The sequence below is a fragment of the Rickettsia endosymbiont of Ixodes scapularis genome (assembly GCF_000160735.1).
GTDB lineage: Bacteria > Pseudomonadota > Alphaproteobacteria > Rickettsiales > Rickettsiaceae > Rickettsia > Rickettsia tamurae.
This window is the reverse complement of record NZ_CM000770.1, coordinates 795,429-814,871: the sequence shown is the minus strand read 5'-3', so window position 1 is coordinate 814,871 and position 19,443 is coordinate 795,429. Positions and strand designations below refer to the sequence as shown.

Genomic DNA, 19,443 nt, shown 5'->3' with positions numbered 1-19,443 from the left:
GTATATATGAGGGGATTCTTGAGCAGAAATATTATCTAGTATCATTAGTACGGAAAAAAATTAATTATCCTGAGCTTAAGAATTTGACGGAAAAATTAGCTAGAGAATATCAGCCAAAATTTATATTAATCTTTATATTAATCGAAGATAAAGCAAGCGGTCAACAATTGATTCAAGATATAGGATTTTTAGGCGATAATATTAGAGTGATCGGGATTAAGCCAAGATTTGATAAAGTTACAAGATTCGCCTCGGTAGTTCCTTTATTTCAATCAGCTAGTGTTCTAATATCCAAACAATCAAGCATAATTTTAAAGGAATTATTGAATTTTTTCCATATTAAAAATGACGATATAGTAGATTCAGTTAGCCAGTTCTTGAATTTTATGAAGGATAAATCGTTTAAATATCCTGCAAGGATTAGGACTTTAATATAAAAATAGTTGCTTTTTTGTATGGATGTTGGTAGTATTACAGTGGTTTAGTAGTGGCTTTAAAAACGTCATTGCGAGGAAAGGCAAAGCCTTGACGTGGCAATCTCAGAAATTTTGTGCTACTTCATGAGATTGCCACGCTCCTTACAGTCACTCGCAATGACGATGGACATCATAAAAACAACCAAGGCTGGGTAGCAAAGTGGTAATGCCGTGGACTGCAAATCCTCTATTCGTCGGTTCGATTCCGACCCTGGCCTCCAATATAGAAATTAAAACATCTTATGGAATTTATTTCGCAATTCCTAGAAATGCTTTTAGCCGAGAGAGCATTGTCAAAAAATTCCATACTTAGCTATAAGCGTGACTTATTCGATTTTCAAAATTATCTTGCTAAACAAAAATTATCAGAATTAAATATTACCACAGAGAATGTTAGAGATTGGATTGAGTATCTAGCAACTAATGATTTGCAAGCACGCTCAATCAACAGAAAAATCTCAACTATAAAAAGTTATTATGAATTTTTAATTAGCGAAAACCATATCGCTTTTAATCCGGTTCTTAACGTAGATTTGCCCAAATATCAAAATAAACTTCCCGAAATATTATCTATAGATCAAATTAAATCGTTACTTGAACATTGCTCTCAAGATAATTCTCCTGAAGGTATCCGGCTTAATGCTATGATTCATTTGCTTTATGCTAGCGGTCTTAGAGTCTCGGAGCTTGTTAGTCTTAAGCTTGCTGATATTCTGACTAATAAAACGTCTAAAGGAGAAGTAAGAAAAATATTTTCGGTACTTGGTAAAGGTAATAAAGAAAGAGTCATAGTAATAAATGAACAGGCAGTTATCAGTATTGCTAAATATCTTGCAATTAGAGATGTTTTTGTGAATAAAGCTAAACCAAAAAATCTAATTTATTTATTTCCCTCATCAGCTTTAGCGGGTTATATGACTAGGCAAAATTTTGCTATTCTGTTAAAATCTGCTGCCCTTTATGCAGGACTTAACCCTGAGCATATTTCTCCGCATATATTACGTCACAGTTTTGCAAGTCATTTGCTTGAGGGCGGAGCAGACTTAAGAGTAATTCAAGAGCTACTCGGTCACGCTGATATATCCACTACCCAAATATATACTCATCTTCAAACTAATCATCTAAAAAAAGCATTATTGCATCACCCCCTTAATAAAAATTAATTTATCTTAATCTTTTATAAAGTGCTTGTTAATATTTTTTAACTAAATATAATACGCCTTTTTAATTTAAGGAATAAATTATATGAAGCTAAAAGAAATTATGATCTCTTGTATTAGTAAACCTAGAGAAATTGAAAAAAAATATCCTAGATTAGATCAAAAGAAAGAAGCAGGATTCAATGTTTGTTCCGGGTTAGGATACAAAAATCAAGAAGTAGAATTTAGCAACTATTATGAGTTAGTTAAAAAAACTCAACAAGGAGAAATAACTTTAGAAGTTCTAGAAAATTTAAGGAAATTAAAAGTAGATGATAAAAAATCTTTTCTAGCAGATGTGAAAGATATTATATCTAACAATAGGTTACATGAACTTAATGGAAAAATAATAGAACATGCTTTAGATTTAGTTGATTCTAAAGATTCAGCTTTTTTACTCCGTAGGACAAAAGAGGATGGTATATTTCGAGATCTAATATATTTAGAAGCAAAAGAAAACAAGTTTACTGTAGAAATTGATAGAAAAGGAACTTTGAAAATTAACTTTCCTAGCGGGGTACTTGAGCTTTACAAGCTATTAATTGATAATTTTTATTTGAAAAAATTTGAAGAAGAGGAATTACAGAAAAAATTATATAAAGAATTATTACCTGATTTCAAAATTCCTTTTGAAAAACTAATTGAAGAAGAGGAATTACAGAAAAAATTATATAAAGAATTATTACCTGATTTCAAAATTCCTTTTGAAAAACTAAATTTTTTTGATGGTTTTATTGGATGCTTAAAAGAATTTTATATTAAAAATAGTTTAGCACGAAGCATAATGAGTTTATTTGTAAGTAGAAATATTAAAGAACATGCTGTATGTGAAGGATTACTTGAATTAGATACATTTAAAAAATTATTTGAGGAAAAAATGTCATTATACGGAACTTCTACTGATTCTAAATTATTAGTGGTTGATTATGTATTAAATGATGTAAAAGATGTTTATATTAGCAATTTAGCATCTTCAAATATTTTAGATTTAGTAATGCATAGTCAGTCAAATAGTGAGATAGTAGAATCAATAGAAATTCTAGGAAATAGTGAAAGTCCAGTATGACTTTCTAGATACTGTCTTAAAGTTTTGATTATAAATATAGTAAAAACATCTAGAAATTAATTTAATTTAATCTATCATTAATATTTAAATAATTATAAGTTAGATTAATATTAAATATGGCTACAAAAAATAAAAAAGAAACAGTGAATACTGAAACAAAAAATTTAGCAAATTTAGTTATCAAAGAAATAGGTAACGAAAATTTTGATTTTGGTGTTTTGCAAAAGATGCAGCAGGCTTTTAGTACTGTAAGTAAGCAAAAACAAAGGGAAGCTTTTATAAGTTTTTTAGATAAAAAGCTTATAAAAGAGCAATTACATAAACTCAATCAAGCAATAATGGAAAATGCAAATGAATTAATGCCGGATAATGATCCTAATTTTGTTTGTCGTACTCCTAATAATAAAGTTTTTCAAGAAATATTATTATTGGAAGCAAAACGCTCAGGTATGAAAGCAAAATTTAATGATAAAGGAGAATTACAATCTCTTGATGTAAAAGATATAACACAGGAAATATTAGATCACTATTGTATTTTACAAGAAAAATTTTATCCTAAAAGAGATTCTAAAGATTTGATAGATAGTAGAATAGCTCAAAGTATTAATGTCCCCCTTCGGGGATAAGAAATCCCTCGCCTTCAGGCGAAGGGAAGATATAATGAAATTGCTTTAGCAATGAATTTATATCAAGAAACATGAGAAGTTATAGAAAGAATAGTCATAGTCAGTATGATAAAAGTACATCTTATATGGATACCAAAATATAGGAAGAGAGTATTGATAGGCAAAGTAGCGGAAAGGGCTAGAGATTTACTAAGGCAGATTTGTATGGAACATGAAGTATATATAATTTCAGGGAAAATATCATGTGATCACGTGCATATGTTTATCTCATATAAATCACAAATATCTCTTAGCAAGTTAGTACAGTATTTAAAAGGTAGTAGCTCAAGAATTTTATTGCAAGAATTTGCTCATTTAAGAAAACAATTTTGGGGCAATCATTTGTGGGCTAGGGGCTATATGGCGGTCAGTTCAGGTAATATAACTGATGAAATGATACAGCGCTATATTGATGAACAGGAAGGTGAACCTGTGAATGATGATCGATTTCTAATCGATTCCACTTTATAACCCCTCAGCTTATAGCTGAGGGTTCTTTAGTTTTTTATTATATGCTCCACTTTTCCGAGAATCAGATATATATACAAAATTAGGTTTAAAATCTGCTGAGATAGAGCAAGAAATACAAGATCCTAACGTAAGTATGTTAAACAATTAGTAGATGCTAAAATAGGAACCAATATACATTTTAATACCAAAGAAAATTTAGAAAATAAAGCAAATGAAAGAAAAGAGACTAAGATATCTTCAATAATTGAAAAAGCAATAACAACACTCGAGAAAGACAAAAAGGTAAGTATTGAAGATAAGAGACAAGGAGAAATAAAAAGGCATTTATCTAAATCCTTAGAAGGAGCTTCTGATTATATATTAACATTCAAAAAAAATGATTTAGTAGATGTAATATATCAAGGATTAGATAAAAGACAAACTTGGTGGTCAAAGATTGTTAATTATATAGGTACAAAATCATATTCCATTTCTAAAGAAAATCTTGAGAAAATAGGAAAAATAATAAATAGTGAAATTAAAAACTCTCATACTCCTTTAAAGATAGAAGTACAAGAACAGTTAAAACAAATCTAAAAAGAGTTAAATAGATTAAATAATCCGGCATTGCCGTCAGAGGCTAAAAAGGTTCAGGCAAAATCTAAAAAACTGCCTGTTCCTCCAAAACCTGGACACCTCAAAAAAAGAAATCACGAATTATAATGATTTTGTTGTGTGGCTCAGTTTTTTCGTCATTGCGAGGAAAAATTGAGAATTTTGACGAAGCAATCCAGTAAAAAATTCTGATTTTACAGAATTTTTTATTATTTTTCTGGATTGCCACGCTCCTTTCAGTCGCTTGCAATGACGATTCGGTGTCCACACAAGCAAGCCTTTCGCAGGAATGACATCAATCCCTACAATAATTTATTACTTCCCATAATATTATAACCGCAATCTACATAATGAATTTCACCGGTAACACCTTTAGATAAATTACTAAATAAATATACTGCTGCTCCTCCTACATCTTCTTGGGTAGTATTACGTTTTAACGGTGCGGTTGCAGCGTGAGATTTAAGCATAGTACTAAAATCACCTATTGCACTAGATGCTAAAGTTTTGATAGGTCCTGCCGAAATAGCATTTACTCTAATATTATTTTCTCCCAAATCGTTTGCTAGATATTTTACACTAGCCTCAAGTGCAGCTTTAGAAATCGCCATTACATTATAATTAGGTATAACTTTTTCAGCACCGTAGTAAGTTAACGTCACAATGCTTCCGCCGTCATGCATTAAGGCTTCTGCGGATCTTGAGAGTTCTAAAAGAGAGTAACATGATATATGTAAGGAATTATGAAAATTTTCTAAGCTAGTATCAACATAACGTCCTTTTAATTCATTTTTATCGGCAAAAGCCATACCGTGAAGTAAGAAATCGAAACTACCCCATTTCTCTTTTATATCATCAAATAAATTACTAATTGATTTTGGATTTGTAACATCAAGTTCGCTAACAAAATTACAACCTATTTCCTCAGCAAGCGGTTTAACTCGTTTTTCTAGTACTTCCGATTGATAAGTAAACCATAGTTCGGCACCGTGCTTTTTAGCAAGTTGTGCAATCGCCCACGATATTGACATATTATTTGCAATACCTGTAATTAAGCCTTTTTTTCCTTGTAGTAATCCTGTAGTCATTTATTTACTCATTATATTAAAACTTGCTGAAATGATAGCATTATGTATTATTTTGTAAACAAATAATCGATAAAAATGTATAAACCTAAAATCATATGTTTACTGCTAGGTATGTTAAGCGGTTTAGTTTTTGCTCCGACTTTCTTTATACCGGCATTATTAACGTTATCTTACTTATGTTATATAGTTCAAAAATCCGAAAATTGGCAAGAAGCCGCAAAATTTGGTTATTTATTCGGTTTTGGGCATTTTTTAAGTGGAATATATTGGATAAGTATCGGTGTTAGCGTTTATATTGCAGATTTTTGGTGGGCAATTCCTTTTGCGTTATTTGGACTACCTATAGTTTTAGCTTTCTCTATATCGGCAAGTTGCACGCTTAGTTTTTTCGCTAAAAATAATAAATATTACCAATTTATATTCTGTTTATGTTGGGTATTATTTGAGTGGATACGTTCGTGGATTTTTACCGGTCTTCCTTGGAATTTGATCGGTTATGCTTTTTCATTTTCAGATATTTTAATACAGTCTTTAAGTATAATAGGGATATATGGACTTAGTTTTATAGTTATATATATTGCCACTTTCGCTTATCCTTTATTTAGCAAGCAATTTACTCAGTTAAAAATATTACTAGCTAGTTCAGTTCTAGTATTAACCGTAATTGTCATTTACGGAGCAGTAAGGCTAAGTAATAACCATGCAAATTTTACCGATATAAAAGTGCGATTAGTGCAGCCTTCGATCCCTCAAACCGAAAAATGGAATGAAGAAGAATTTTGGCATAATTTAATGCTATATATTAATTTATCGGAAAATTCGGAACCTACCGATTTAATTATTTGGTCTGAAGCAGCATTAGTAGTACCTGATGATATACCGCAAGTTAAATCAGAATTATTAAAAATGCTAAATTCTACAAATGCTATTTTGATAACAGGAGGAATTTCGGATAATAAAAAACAAGGTGATGAATTTGAACTTTACTCAGCTATGTATGCTCTTGATAAAAATGATCATAAATTATTTGAATACCATAAATCACATTTAGTACCTTTCGGTGAGTATATGCCTCTTAAAAAGATACTACCGTTTAAAAAATTAACTCACGGTTTAATTGATTATAAAGAAGGAGACGGAGGGCTTGTTTATCTTGAAAAATATAATCTTAAAATTAAACCTTTAATTTGCTATGAATCTATTTTTCCTGATTTTGTACGGACGAATAATGAAATAGCCGATGTAATAATTAATATTACAAATGATGCATGGTATGGTAAATCAAGCGGTCCACATCAGCATTTTCATATTAGTAGAAGTAGAGCCGTAGAGAACGGTTTACCTATGATTAGAGTAGCGAATAACGGTATTTCAGCTATAGTAGATCCTTTTGGCAGAACAATAAAAAAACTAAATCTAAATGAAATAAATTATACCCAAGGTTTAATTCCTAAAAAACTAACCTCTCCTACTATATTCTCGCAATTCGGTAATTTTACTATTCTATTACTCATCGTTTTTATACTTTTAATTAATTATTTATTAGCCTTGATTCTTGATAACTAAAGGGTTTTAGTATTATTATATTAAATTTTTAATAAAGTTGCTTGATTAAATATAAAGTAATATATATACTACATTTAAAGTTGAATAGACTTTATAATAATTAATTTTTAATAATTAAAGCTTATTGTTAAAATGAATGATTCAATAAAACATCCGGACAAACTCGCAAGTGAACGTTTAAAAGAACGACGTCTTGCTGTAGGTATTAGCCAAAAAGAATTAGGGCAAGCTTTAGACATTAGTGCTCTCCAAGTTAAAAAATATGAAGAAGGTTTAAGTAGGTTATATGTTTTTGCAAAAGTTTTAAATACGTCTTTAAAGTATTTCTTTAATAGTTCTGAAGAAGAAAAGTTAAAAACTGACGATGAAAATACTTCTAATAATAAAATTGAATATCTATTCAAAGAAATAGAAAGTGATTTTTTAAATAATATTGCTGAAGAAGAAGGGCAATATGAAAATGACATCTCTTTTGATTATAAAGAATTATCAAGGACTATGGAAAGAGAACTTTTATCGTTAACTAGAGCATTTACTAGAGTACAAAATCCAAATATTAGAAAAATAATAATTGAACTTGTCAGATCAGTATCTATACCTTGTGAATAATATTAAATTTTCATTGACTTAGCATTACTAAAGTATTAATTTTTGTTAAGGTTTAGTAAATTCTGAACCATTAACAATTATTAAATATATTGGAGGAAGTTTATGAGTAATAAGTAAGGCTATAGAAAATAACGGTATTAGTAATACAAATAGTCCAAACGGTAAATATATGGCTCCAAGACCGGAAGGAGTAAAACCTACCTGTGTAGTAATTACTTATTCTGTAAGCAAGGATATTAAAGCTGCTCGTGAAGTATTGGATGAGCGAGGTGCAAGTGTTCATTACATAATTGATAAGGATGGAACTCAAAAAGAATATCATAATGATTTAACAGATCAAGCTTTTTATGCGGGCAAGAGTAGTTGGAAAGGAGAAGTAGGTGTTAATAAGTTTGGTATTGGGGTCATGCTTATTAATGATGCAAAAAGCGATTTTCCTAAAGAGCAAATAGGGAAATTAAAAAGCTTTTTTACAGATTTAGCAGAAAGATATCCAGATTTAGATTTAAAACATGATTTAGTTGGTCTTGGTGAAGTAACTGTAAACCGAGAAGAAAATGCTCATATAGCTCCTGGATCAAAATTTCCTTGGAAAGAATTAGCGGAAGCGGGTTTTGGTAGATATTTTGAGACTACGCAAGAGCAAAAGAGTAAATTATTATTAAGTCCTGATAGTACTGGAGAAAAAGTTAATACTTTACAAGGAAATTTAAAAGAATATGGCTATGGAGTAGAATCCACAAGTACATTTGATCAATTTACTCAGCAAGCAGTTAGAGTATTTAATGATCGTTATGGTACCGGTTTAACAGGTGAAGAGCCGCCCGTAAGCTGGACTGAAGCAGGTCAAGATGTTCTATCGCAATTACTAGGGCAAACGGTATTAGAACAAACAGAAAATGCAAAGTTTAAGAAATGAATTTCTTTTTCATTTTGCAAGCCTTGCTGCATAAGTACTGAATCGTCATTAAGAGGATGAATTGCTTGTTTAGGTCATTCCTGCGTGGATCGATTCCACCCCTGTCATCCCGCGACTTGATCGCGGGATCCAGTTTAAAATACTAAAAGTTTAGTATTTTAAGTTACTTTATGGATACTATGGTCAAGCCACAGTATGACAACCAAATGCATTTTTCGATCCACGCAACAATGTCATGCGGGGATGACATCGAGTAGGTTTTTCGAGTCGTGCAACAACTTTATGCAATAATAACTTTTCGCAAAGGTGGTAATGACATCGGAGTATAGGCTATCTTAAGCAATTCTTTTAGGCAATACTATTTATTGGTTATTGACATAATCTTAAAATGGTGCTAAACATTAAAAATTTAGAGGCTATCTGTAAATAAGTTTTAATTGGTAATTAAAACTTATTTACAGATAGCCTCTAAGGTAGAGCTTTCTTGACTATTTAGCTTCTAGTCAAAGAAAGATAAGTTTTTTATCTTTACTTTATATTTCTACAGTTAAAAATATTTATGATACCTTTAAAGGTTAATAGTTTAATACAGAATTGGCGTTGGCGTAGATAATTTTTTGCGTTTATATGTTTGCTATATGCAAATTTAGATTTTGATTATTAAATTATAACTTCTAGTCAATTGATTTGAACTCTGTGCTTCGTTGTTAGTCGGCTCGCCTATTATTATAGGCTTCGGTCCTCACGCCTATCACAAAATTCAACTGAATTGACTATATATAATAGGATATTAAAATGTTTATCTCTAATAAAAAATTTTTTTCTTTTCTTTTTGTTTTATTCATCACAGCTGCAGTTTATGCGGATCAAAAAAAGTAGCAGTCATTGTTCCACTTGAACATGCTGCAATGACTGAGATTATATCAGGAATTTAAAGAGTCGCTAAAAGATATAGATGCAGAAATTATAGTTAAAAATGCTCATGCTGATTCTAATATTTTACTTGCCATTATAAAGCAAATAAAAGATCAGGATATTGATGTAATAATTCCAATAGGCACGACAGCCAGCCAAACTGTTATTTCTCATATAACAAATAAACCTATTGTTTGTGCTGCTGCTATGATTAATAGCAAAAACCTACCTTTAGTTATCGGTGTTAACGATGAGATAAAAATCACCGACACCATTAGTAAATTACCTTTTTTATAGAATATCACTTTAATTTATAGCAGTAGCGAGAAAGTTATACCTGAAGTAGAAATGTTAAAATTATATACTGGAAACAATAATATTTCTCTGCACACGCTAATGATACAAAATTTAAATGATATGCCGGTCGCTGTAAAAAATGTTCCTGAAAATACGCAGAGTTTTATAATTTTGAAAGATCATTTAATAGTTAGCGGAATTAATATTTTAAACGCGAGTTTCGTATTCAAAAAGTCGCTGAATAGCTGATAGTAACTGGGTTACGGGGATCTTAATAATACTGTTTTTGTTATAAAGTGAGTACAAAATACAAATTGCTAACTAAAGAACCCTCAGCTATAAGCTGAGGGGTTATAAAGTGGAATCGATTAGAAATCGATCATCATTCACAGGTTCACCTTCCTGTTCATCAATATAGTGCTGTATCATTTCATCAGTTATATTACCTGAACTGACCGCCATATAGCCCCTAGCCCACAAATGATTGCCCCAAAATTGTTTTCTTAAATGAGCAAATTCTTGCAATAAAATTCTTGAGCTACTACCTTTTAAATACTGTACTAACTTGCTAAGAGATATTTGTGATTTATATGAGATAAACATATGCACGTGATCACATGATATTTTCCCTGAAATTATATATACTTCATGTTCCATACAAATCTGCCTTAGTAAATCTCTAGCCCTTTCCGCTACTTTGCCTATCAATACTCTCTTCCTATATTTTGGTATCCATATAAGATGTACTTTTAAATCATACTGACTATGACTATTCTTTCTATAACTTCTCATGTTTCTTGATATAAATTCATTGCTAAAGCAATTTCATTATATCTTCCCTTCGCCTGAAGGCGAGGGATTTCTTATCCCCGAAGGGGGACATTAAATGATATGCCGGTCGCTGTAAAAAATGTTCCTGAAAATACGCAGAGTTTTATAATTTTGAAAGATCATTTAATAGTTAGCGGAATTAATATTTTAAACGCGAGTTTCGTATTCAAAAAGTCGCTGAATAGCTGATAGTAACTGGGTTACGGGGATCTTAATAATACTGTTTTTGTTATAAAGTGAGTACAAAATACAAATTGCTAACTAAAGAACCCTCAGCTATAAGCTGAGGGGTTATAAAGTGGAATCGATTAGAAATCGATCATCATTCACAGGTTCACCTTCCTGTTCATCAATATAGTGCTGTATCATTTCATCAGTTATATTACCTGAACTGACCGCCATATAGCCCCTAGCCCACAAATGATTGCCCCAAAATTGTTTTCTTAAATGAGCAAATTCTTGCAATAAAATTCTTGAGCTACTACCTTTTAAATACTGTACTAACTTGCTAAGAGATATTTGTGATTTATATGAGATAAACATATGCACGTGATCACATGATATTTTCCCTGAAATTATATATACTTCATGTTCCATACAAATCTGCCTTAGTAAATCTCTAGCCCTTTCCGCTACTTTGCCTATCAATACTCTCTTCCTATATTTTGGTATCCATATAAGATGTACTTTTAAATCATACTGACTATGACTATTCTTTCTATAACTTCTCATGTTTCTTGATATAAATTCATTGCTAAAGCAATTTCATTATATCTTCCCTTCGCCTGAAGGCGAGGGATTTCTTATCCCCGAAGGGGGACATTAAAATATGGTATTTATAGTATTAGAAAAAAGTTTATAGGTTATTGAAAAAACTTTAAGAGCAATAACCTATGATAATGGATTTTACAGAAATATTTTGTTACGTCGATGATTTTTTTCAAGAATTAGACAAGCATACAAATTCAATTACTAACCATAACAACAAATCTGGTCCTAAAAGTCGACTGAACAGAAGTGAGGTAATAACAATTATAATAGGCTACTGGCAGTCATCTTATGATTGTTTTAAGAATTATTGTCTGAAGCAAATATGAATTCATCATCAAAGAGATTTTCAATTAGTAAGCTATAGTCAATTTATAAAAATAATAGGTCCACATTTACCACTATTAGTACTAATATTCAATTCTATTTTGGATCAGTGTGACGGACTCTCTTTTGTAGATTCAAGTAGTATAGAGGTATGTAAGAGATACCGTATTTCAATGAATAAAGTGTTCGCCGGCATAGCAGCAAGCAGTAAGACAACAAAAGGTTGGTTCTATGGACTTAAACTACATCTAATAATTAATAGAGCCGGTGGTATAGTTAAAGCATCTTTTAGCCCTGGCAATAAGGATGATAGAAAACAGCTGGAACTGATAATCAAAAATCTTTTTGGTAAAGTATTCGGAGATCGTGGTTATATTTCGCAACAATTATTTCTACAACTTTTAGAGCAAGGAATTTTTATGGTAACTAGGGTAAAGAAAAATATGAAAAATAAACTTATGTCTATGTTGGATAAAATATTATTGCTTAAAAAAGCATTAATAGAATCTGTGTTTAGTAAAATTAAACTATTGGGGAAGTTTGAGCATTCAAGGCATAGATCAGTTATAAATGCCTTTGTGCATATGGTTGCAGCACTGATAAATTATCAAATGTCTGATAATAAACCTTCTATTACATCTCTCTTGATATGCTAAATCCTATGCTATATTAATTCGAAACTCGCGTTATATTAGATCTCGAAAATTGGTTAGTGCCTTTAAAATAATCAATTGCCTTATTATATCTGCAGTTATAATTTTATTGAAAGGTAAGCTCGGTTTATTTCTTCGAGCTTTTGGTTTTAATAAAGATTTATTGATTAATTTAGGAAAACCTGCCGAGCTTTATCGCACTATCGGTCTTAACATAAGTAATTGCTTGGCTGCTTTAACGGGTACTTTATCTGCACAAATAAACGGTTTTGCCTATATTAATATGGGTTTTGGGGTGGCACTAGTCGGTATCGGTGCGATTGTTATAGGGCATCATATTTTAATCCATGCTAATAATTTTAATGCGTTTAAAGAGATATTTTCCTGTTTTATAGGTATATTATTTTACTTTATTGCTCTGAGCGTGTTGCTTCGGATTGGCATTGATCCCATAAACCTTAAACTTATATTAGGGATAGTATTGTTTATTTCGTTGAGTACGGTGAGTAAGAAGTAGGGTATAGTACTCTATGATTTTTATTGTATGTTATTCCCGCGTAGGCGGGAATCCAGAAAATGACTGTCACCCCGTGGCTTGACCATGGGGTCCAGTTAAAAATACTAAATTTTAGTATTTTTAAGTTGTATTTTTGGATACCGCGATCAAGTCGCGGTATGACAATGGAGGATTCCCGCATATGCGAGAATGACATAAACCCAATGCATGTAACAACCCCATGTTGAGCTAGGAATGTTTTTAAAACTAAGTTTTTTTGGGATAAAACCAAACGAGGAGTAAACAGATTAGAAGACCGATATTTAAGAGTAGATTATACTCTGTCATGGAAATACCCAGGATTTTGATAGCGGGTTTAGTGCAGGAAGTGATTGGCTGCGAGTAGAACATTTGTTTGATATGCTGGATGGATAAACCTTTCGGGATACGGATCATTGATGAACAAAGAGCACTTGGTTGTACTATGCCTCTTTCTACGAAGCTATGATATGTTGATAATATGCAAGAGCTAAGGATAGTTAGGAGAATGAATATTAAAGTATATTTGCTTAATTGTCTGATGATTAAAGCAGTTAAGCAAATTTTGATTAGCGTTAAATAGGGGAACCTTTCGTAAACGCATAAAGGGCAGGGGGTGTAATGGAATATATATTCAGCAATATAAGCGGTAGCAAGTGCTATTATAGAAATTGCAATTAGCCCTAAATGTAGAACTTTATAGCTATCTTTTGTGATGTAATTTATAATAGTATTAAATAGCATGGGCTTTTTATTCTTAATGTCATTGCGAGCGACTGTAAGGGGCGTGGCAATCTCAGGAAGTTTGACGAGATTGCCACGTCGCTTCGCTTCTCGCAAGGCATTGTTGCGTGGATCAGTTTTTCCAGTGTCATCCACGACTTGATCGCGGGATCCAGTTAAAAATACTAAAATTATTAGTATTTTTTATTGTTTTTATGGACCCCATGGTCAAGCTACGGGGTGACACAGTGGGTTTTACCGGTCCACGCAACAATGCCTCCTCGCAATGACGCTAGTTTATGCTCAAAATCGTAAAAAATTCAAGTGATATTTTACAAATAAATAAATTTAGTATATTGTCACTGATTATTAATTAAAGTGCAAGAAAAATAAATGTCAGAAATTTGGGAAGATGCAATTAAGTCAAATGCTTTGCCTTTTGTCGAGGCTAAGAAGATATTAGACAGCTTAAACGGTAAAACTCCTGAAAAAGGTTATGTATTATTTGAAACGGGTTACGGTCCTTCAGGTTTACCTCATATCGGTACTTTTGGTGAGAATGCTCGTATGGTGATGGTGCAGAAAGCGTTTGAGCAATTATCCGATATTCCGACTAAGCTAATTTGCTTTTCCGATGATATGGACGGGCTTCGTAAAGTGCCAAGTAATATCCCCAACCCTGAAATGGTAGCACAGTATATGGATATGCCGCTTACCTTTATCCCTGATCCGTTCAAGGAATGTGAAAGTTATGGGCATTATATGAATGCAAAGCTTCGCTCATTTCTTGATAAATTCGGCTTTAAGTATGAGTTTTATAGCAGTACTGAAAGTTATAAAGCGGGTATGTTTGATGAGATGCTACTAAAGGTGCTTGAGAAATATGATGAGATAATGGAGCTGATGCTACCGACTTTTAGAGAAGAGCGAAAGGCTACCTATTCACCTTTCATGCCTATATGCCCGAAAACAGGTAAGGTACTGCAAGTACCTATAGAAAAATGGGATGCTAAAGCAGGGACAGTTACGTATAAAGACGATGCCGGTAATTATATAGAAGTACCGGTAACGGGAGGGCATTGTAAATTACAGTGGAAGCCGGATTTTGGTATGCGTTGGGCTGCTCTTAAAGTCGATTATGAAATGTACGGCAAAGACCATTTGGCAAATGCTCGACTTTATTCGGAAATTTGCCGAATCCTAGGAGGAAAGCCGCCGGTGCAGCAATGTTATGAGCTATTCTTAGATGAAAACGGTGAGAAAATATCAAAATCAAAAGGTAATAGTATTAGCGTTGATGATTGGCTTAAATATGCTCCTGTTGAAAGTATGGCATTATTTATGTACCAAAATCCGACTAGAGCTAAGCGTTTGTTTTTTGATGTAATTCCTAAAAATGTTGATGAATATATTACTTTTAATCAGAAATATCATTTAGAAGAGGATAGGGCAAAGCGTTTTGCAAATCCCGTTTATCACATCCATCACGGAAATGTACCGAAAATTGAGACTTTTGGAATTACCTATTCGTTGCTTTTAAATCTTACTTCTGTGTGTAATCCTTCCGATAAATCGGTACTTTGGGGATTTATTAGCAAATATGAGCCAAAAGCAACTCCAAATACTAGTCCTTATCTTGACCACTTAGCAGAATTTGCTATAAGATATTATAATGACTTTATTAAAGCACATAAATCATATTTAGCTCCTTCTGAAAAGCATAAGGTTATTTTACGGGATATATTAGATATGTTATCTAGTATATCCGATCAAACCGAGGCTGAAGTAATTCAGAAAGCAATATATGATATAGGAATGAAAGCAGGGTATGAAAATCTGCGTGATTACTTCAAAGATTTATATCAGATATTGCTTGGGCAGAATGAAGGTCCAAGATTTGGGACTTTTATAAAGCTTTACGGTATAAAAGAAACGATGAAGTTGGTTGAAGGGAAGTTGTAACCTATATGTCATTCCTGCGAAAGCAGGAATCCATAAAATAAAACTACAAAATTAAAATGTACTGGGTATATTGGGTATATATTATGCTCTAATAAGCATGGTACTTTATATATTGGTATTACTAATAATATAATACGTCGTGCTTATGAACATAAACAAAAAATAATAAAGGGTTTTACCTCAAAAAATAATATTATAAAGCTTGTTTATACAGAAGAATTTACAAAGATTTAATTGAATAGTTCTATGGATTCCTGCTTCCGCAGGAATGACATTACATAAGCCAATTGTCATAAAACCATGAACAAATTATATTATAAAACTGGATACCGTGGTCAAGCCACGGTATGACACCGAAAACAAATGAATGAAATTTTTTGTAGTACGTTACCTATTTTTTTAATTACGCTTCTTGGTAGTATTATCAAAAATAAATGGTTAACTTCGGAAGAATTTTGGCGTGGTATTGAGAAATTATCGTATTTTGTACTATTCCCTGCCATGCTGTTTAATTACGTATCTACTGCCGACTTAAGCGTTGCATCCATAATTAAATTAGTAGTGGCTCTTATTATATCTACTATTCTTGTATCAATCGGTCTTATAATTTACCAAAAAAAATACAACATAGATAAAGTCCAATTTACTTCCATTTTTCAAGGGTCGATTCGTTATAATAGCTACATTTTTTTTGGAGTAAGTAGCCCGCTGCTTGGTCCTAGCGGGCTTTCTATTGTCGCCGTTATTTCTTCTTATATGATTATTTTTACCAATATTTTATCGGTAATGATTTTCGCTTATTATATCCCTAATAAATCCGTTACTAATACTATTAGAACTAGTTTTGTTTTAATGATGAAATTAATTGTGCGTAATCCGTTAATTATCGCAAGTTTAGTAGGATTCGTTTTTAATTACTCAAATCTTGAATTACATTTAGGGCTTAAGAAAACGTTAGATAGCCTTTCTAATGCCGCTTTAGCTATCGGTATGCTAAATGTTGGGGCAGGGCTTAATTTTACTATTAGACAAGAGCTTTTACATAATGTAATGTTTACAAGCTTTGTTAAATTAGTTGCATTTCCTCTAGTTAGTGTAGTAGTACTATGGTTAATGTCTATTGACGGATTAGATAGATCGGTAGGAATATTATATAGCTGTCTTCCATGTGCGAGTACGGCTTATGTTTTATCTCGTCAGCTTGACGGTGATCCTGATTCTATGGCGTCGATTATAACATTTACTACTTTTTTCTCGGTAGTTACTATATCAATTATTATGTATATAATGGGGTGAATTTATCACGTCATTGCGAGCGACCATATGGAGCGTGGCAATCTCAAGAATTTGCCTGAGATTGCTTCGTCGAATTACTACGTAATTCTTCTCGCAATGACGATAAATTAAAACAAATAAATAAAACAGGAATTTTTAAAATGGATGAAATGAATAAAATAAATTACGCTGAAGCACTTGAGTATCATGAAAAAGATAAGCCTGGTAAGATAGCTATTTCTGCAACAAAGTCTTTAGTTACTCAGCAAGATTTATCGCTTGCTTATTCACCGGGGGTTGCTGCTCCCTGCATTGAAATTGCTAAAAATCTAGAGGAAGTATATAAATATACGGCAAGGGGTAATTTAGTTGCGGTGATCTCTAACGGCACTGCCGTACTTGGGCTTGGTAATTTGGGAGCTGCCGCTTCAAAACCGGTGATGGAAGGCAAAGCTGTACTATTCAAAAAATTTGCCGATATTGATGCAATTGACTTGGAAGTGAATACGGAAGACCCTGAAGAATTTATTAATGCCGTGAAGTATCTCAGTTATAGTTTTGGGGGTATTAATCTTGAAGATATTAAAGCTCCAGAATGTTTTATTATAGAAGAAAAATTAAAATCTTTAATGGATATACCGGTCTTTCATGACGATCAGCATGGAACGGCGATTATTACCGCCGCAGGGTTAATAAATGCTGCGTATCTTACTAATCGCAAGCTTGAAGATTTAAAAATCGTAGTTAACGGAGCAGGTGCAGCGGCTATTGCTTGTATTGATTTATTAATTGCTCTTGGAGTCGATAAATCAAAGATTATTTTATGTGATACTAAAGGTGTTGTTTACAAAGGACGCCTAGAAGGTATGAATAAATGGAAAGAGCTATATGCAAGTGATACCAAGTTTAGAACCTTAGCGGGAAGCTTAAATAATGCTGATGTATTTATAGGGTTATCGGTAAAAGGGGCAGTAACTAAAGACATGGTGAAGGGGATGGCAAATAATCCGATTATTTTTGCTATGGCTAACCCTGATCCGGAAATTACTCCTGAAGATATAAAGCTTGTTCGAGATGATGCGATTATAGCAACAGGGCGATCTGATTATAATAATCAGATTAATAATGTTATGGGATTTCCTTATATTTTTAGAGGAACATTAGATGTAAGAGCTAAGACTATTAATACGGAAATGAAAATAGCTGCAGCAAAAGCCATTGCAGATTTAGCCCGTAGACCTGTACCGGAAGAGGTGTATAAAGCTTACTCAGGGCGTAAGATGGTTTTCGGTAATGAGTATATTATTCCTGTGCCTTTTGATCCTCGTTTAATTACTGTAGTGGCAGCGGCGGTTGCCGTTGCTGCAATAGAAAGCGGCGTTGCTAGGGTTAAAGATTTTAGTATAGGTAAATATAAGAAAGAATTAGGTAGCAGATTAAACCCTACTGCTAACTATATGAATTTCTTAGCTGAAAAAATTCATAATGCACCGCTTAAACGGATTGTTTTTGCTGAAGGTGAAGAAGAAGAAGTAATTTCTGCCGCTCTTATGATGCAAGACGAGAAATACGGCCATCCGATTATAATTGGTCGTGTTGAACGAATTGAGGCTACGTTAAAAAAGATAGGTCAAGATATTAGCTTAGACGGAATTCAAATAATGAATGCGGCCTTAAGCGATAGTTTAGAGAAATATACTGATTATTTATATAAAAGACTTCAGAGAAAAGGTTATTTATATCGTGATTGTGCAAAGCTTGTTAAAACTGATAAGAATATTTTTGCTGCTTGTATGGTAGCATGTGGTGACGGTGATGCTCTTTTAACTGGTGTTACGAAAAGTTATATCGATAGTTTAGAAGATATCATGAAAGCCATTTCACCAAAACCTAATCGTAGAATCCTTGGCTATTCAATTATGATTGCTAAAGATAATAATATTATTATTGCCGATAATTATATTACCGAATATCCAAACAGCTGGGAACTTGCACAAATAGCAACCCAAACTGCAAAAATTGCTAAAAATATGGGAATCACTCCTCGTGTTGCACTTCTTTCTTTTTCAACATTCGGTAATTCTTCTAAGGAAAAAACAGCTCGTATTCGTGAAGCAGTAAATATACTAGATAATTTTAGCAAAGACAAAGAAGAGCTGAGCGGCATGAAAGTAGATTTTGAATATGACGGAGAGATGTCGGTTAAGGTGGCTTTAGATGGTGATTTACGTAAATTATATAAATTTTGTAGATTATCAGGATCTGCAAATGTATTAATTATGCCTGGTTTAAATTCAGCTGCTATTTCTACTGAATTATTACAAGAATTTTCATCAAATAGCTTTATAGGTCCTATAACAAACGGTTTTGAAAAACCCGTTCAAATACTTCAAGCTACAGCAACAGCTAATGAAATACTAAAAATAGCAACTTTTGCTTGCGTTGAAGCTATAAAAGAGGTTTAATTACTATATCTTTAAAATCAATTAACTTGTGAGAGGTAA

The 19,443-nt window shown here is 32.4% G+C and carries 15 protein-coding genes, 1 tRNA gene and 7 pseudogenes; 18 read left to right on the top strand and 5 right to left on the bottom strand.

Annotated elements, in window-relative coordinates:
• The first annotated feature begins 2 nt into the window (after positions 1 to 2).
• The 7 genes and pseudogenes from terL to REIS_RS12410 all read left to right on the top strand — a co-directional run.
• Positions 3 to 437, top strand: coding sequence for a phage terminase large subunit (gene terL / locus REIS_RS04145; RefSeq protein WP_081819056.1), 435 nt, complete (start codon positions 3 to 5; stop codon positions 435 to 437).
• A gap of 185 nt (positions 438 to 622) precedes the next feature.
• Positions 623 to 697, top strand: a tRNA-Cys gene (locus tag REIS_RS04140).
• Positions 698 to 718: 21 nt separating this feature from the next.
• Positions 719 to 1,639 carry a site-specific tyrosine recombinase XerD gene (xerD, locus tag REIS_RS04135; protein ID WP_008580012.1) on the top strand — a complete coding sequence of 307 codons (921 nt, stop codon included), beginning with the start codon at positions 719 to 721 and terminating at the stop codon, positions 1,637 to 1,639.
• An 82-nt stretch (positions 1,640 to 1,721) separates the two neighbouring features.
• Entirely contained in the window at positions 1,722 to 2,741 is a 1,020-nt protein-coding gene (locus tag REIS_RS04130) for a DUF5410 family protein (RefSeq protein ID WP_008580009.1), read from the top strand.
• Between the two features lie 116 nt (positions 2,742 to 2,857).
• Positions 2,858 to 3,349 (top strand): annotated as a pseudogene (locus REIS_RS04125) (DUF5410 family protein); the annotation flags it as partial.
• A 123-nt stretch (positions 3,350 to 3,472) separates the two neighbouring features.
• Positions 3,473 to 3,877, top strand: a complete 405-nt coding sequence (gene tnpA, locus REIS_RS04120) for an IS200/IS605 family transposase (protein ID WP_008580007.1) — start codon at positions 3,473 to 3,475, stop codon at positions 3,875 to 3,877.
• A 28-nt stretch (positions 3,878 to 3,905) separates the two neighbouring features.
• A pseudogene (locus REIS_RS12410) lies at positions 3,906 to 4,579 on the top strand (DUF5410 family protein); the annotation flags it as partial.
• Positions 4,580 to 4,773: 194 nt separating this feature from the next.
• On the opposite strand, the gene fabI reads toward REIS_RS12410, so the two are convergent.
• Positions 4,774 to 5,559, bottom strand: coding sequence for an enoyl-ACP reductase FabI (gene fabI / locus REIS_RS04115; RefSeq protein ID WP_008580006.1), 786 nt, complete (start codon positions 5,557 to 5,559; stop codon positions 4,774 to 4,776).
• Positions 5,560 to 5,634: 75 nt separating this feature from the next.
• Here fabI and lnt point away from each other — a divergent pair, with 75 nt between their 5' ends.
• From lnt to REIS_RS04095, 4 genes and pseudogenes are all read left to right on the top strand, one after another.
• Positions 5,635 to 7,125, top strand: coding sequence for an apolipoprotein N-acyltransferase (lnt, locus tag REIS_RS04110; RefSeq protein WP_008580005.1), 1,491 nt, complete (start codon positions 5,635 to 5,637; stop codon positions 7,123 to 7,125).
• 132 nt (positions 7,126 to 7,257) lie between these two features.
• On the top strand, positions 7,258 to 7,734 hold the full coding sequence (locus REIS_RS04105) for a helix-turn-helix domain-containing protein (protein ID WP_008580004.1): 477 nt from the start codon (positions 7,258 to 7,260) through the stop codon (positions 7,732 to 7,734).
• 109 nt (positions 7,735 to 7,843) lie between these two features.
• Complete coding sequence (locus tag REIS_RS04100; RefSeq protein WP_037213708.1) at positions 7,844 to 8,653, top strand: N-acetylmuramoyl-L-alanine amidase; 810 nt, start codon at positions 7,844 to 7,846, stop codon at positions 8,651 to 8,653.
• A 795-nt stretch (positions 8,654 to 9,448) separates the two neighbouring features.
• Positions 9,449 to 10,075: pseudogene (locus REIS_RS04095) on the top strand (ABC transporter substrate binding protein); the annotation flags it as partial.
• 141 nt (positions 10,076 to 10,216) lie between these two features.
• Here the strand turns inward: REIS_RS04095 and tnpA (REIS_RS04090) are convergent.
• Positions 10,217 to 10,657 carry an IS200/IS605 family transposase gene (gene tnpA, locus REIS_RS04090; protein ID WP_008579210.1) on the bottom strand — a complete coding sequence of 147 codons (441 nt, stop codon included), beginning with the start codon at positions 10,655 to 10,657 and terminating at the stop codon, positions 10,217 to 10,219.
• A 90-nt stretch (positions 10,658 to 10,747) separates the two neighbouring features.
• Between tnpA (REIS_RS04090) and REIS_RS14135 the strand changes: the two are divergent.
• Positions 10,748 to 10,846, top strand: a pseudogene (locus tag REIS_RS14135) (ABC transporter substrate binding protein); the annotation flags it as partial.
• Between the two features lie 141 nt (positions 10,847 to 10,987).
• On the opposite strand, the gene tnpA (REIS_RS04085) reads toward REIS_RS14135, so the two are convergent.
• A complete protein-coding gene (tnpA, locus tag REIS_RS04085) occupies positions 10,988 to 11,428 on the bottom strand; it encodes an IS200/IS605 family transposase (protein WP_008579210.1) in 441 nt (146 codons plus the stop codon).
• Between the two features lie 365 nt (positions 11,429 to 11,793).
• Between tnpA (REIS_RS04085) and REIS_RS11030 the strand changes: the two genes are divergently transcribed.
• Both REIS_RS11030 and REIS_RS04075 read left to right on the top strand, forming a co-directional pair.
• Positions 11,794 to 12,447 carry an IS982 family transposase gene (locus tag REIS_RS11030; RefSeq protein ID WP_083787758.1) on the top strand — a complete coding sequence of 218 codons (654 nt, stop codon included), beginning with the start codon at positions 11,794 to 11,796 and terminating at the stop codon, positions 12,445 to 12,447.
• Between the two features lie 32 nt (positions 12,448 to 12,479).
• A pseudogene (locus REIS_RS04075) lies at positions 12,480 to 12,961 on the top strand (ABC transporter permease subunit); the annotation flags it as partial.
• A 246-nt stretch (positions 12,962 to 13,207) separates the two neighbouring features.
• Here the strand turns inward: REIS_RS04075 and REIS_RS12405 are convergent.
• Positions 13,208 to 13,723, bottom strand: a complete 516-nt coding sequence (locus tag REIS_RS12405) for a disulfide bond formation protein B (protein WP_081819057.1) — start codon at positions 13,721 to 13,723, stop codon at positions 13,208 to 13,210.
• 80 nt (positions 13,724 to 13,803) lie between these two features.
• Positions 13,804 to 13,985: pseudogene (locus REIS_RS17125) on the bottom strand (tRNA(Ile)-lysidine synthetase); the annotation flags it as partial.
• 110 nt (positions 13,986 to 14,095) lie between these two features.
• On the opposite strand from REIS_RS17125, the gene REIS_RS04070 reads away from it, so the two are divergent.
• The 4 genes and pseudogenes from REIS_RS04070 to REIS_RS04060 all read left to right on the top strand — a co-directional run bounded on the left by REIS_RS04070 (position 14,096) and on the right by REIS_RS04060 (position 19,404).
• Positions 14,096 to 15,664 carry a lysine--tRNA ligase gene (locus REIS_RS04070; protein WP_008579995.1) on the top strand — a complete coding sequence of 523 codons (1,569 nt, stop codon included), beginning with the start codon at positions 14,096 to 14,098 and terminating at the stop codon, positions 15,662 to 15,664.
• Positions 15,665 to 15,733: 69 nt separating this feature from the next.
• Positions 15,734 to 15,895 (top strand): annotated as a pseudogene (locus tag REIS_RS17120) (GIY-YIG nuclease family protein); the annotation flags it as partial.
• 132 nt (positions 15,896 to 16,027) lie between these two features.
• Positions 16,028 to 16,960: an AEC family transporter gene (locus tag REIS_RS04065; RefSeq protein WP_008579993.1), complete on the top strand. Its 933-nt coding sequence runs from the start codon at positions 16,028 to 16,030 to the stop codon at positions 16,958 to 16,960.
• 140 nt (positions 16,961 to 17,100) lie between these two features.
• Entirely contained in the window at positions 17,101 to 19,404 is a 2,304-nt protein-coding gene (locus REIS_RS04060) for an NADP-dependent malic enzyme (RefSeq protein ID WP_008579991.1), read from the top strand.
• Positions 19,405 to 19,443 lie beyond the last annotated feature (39 nt).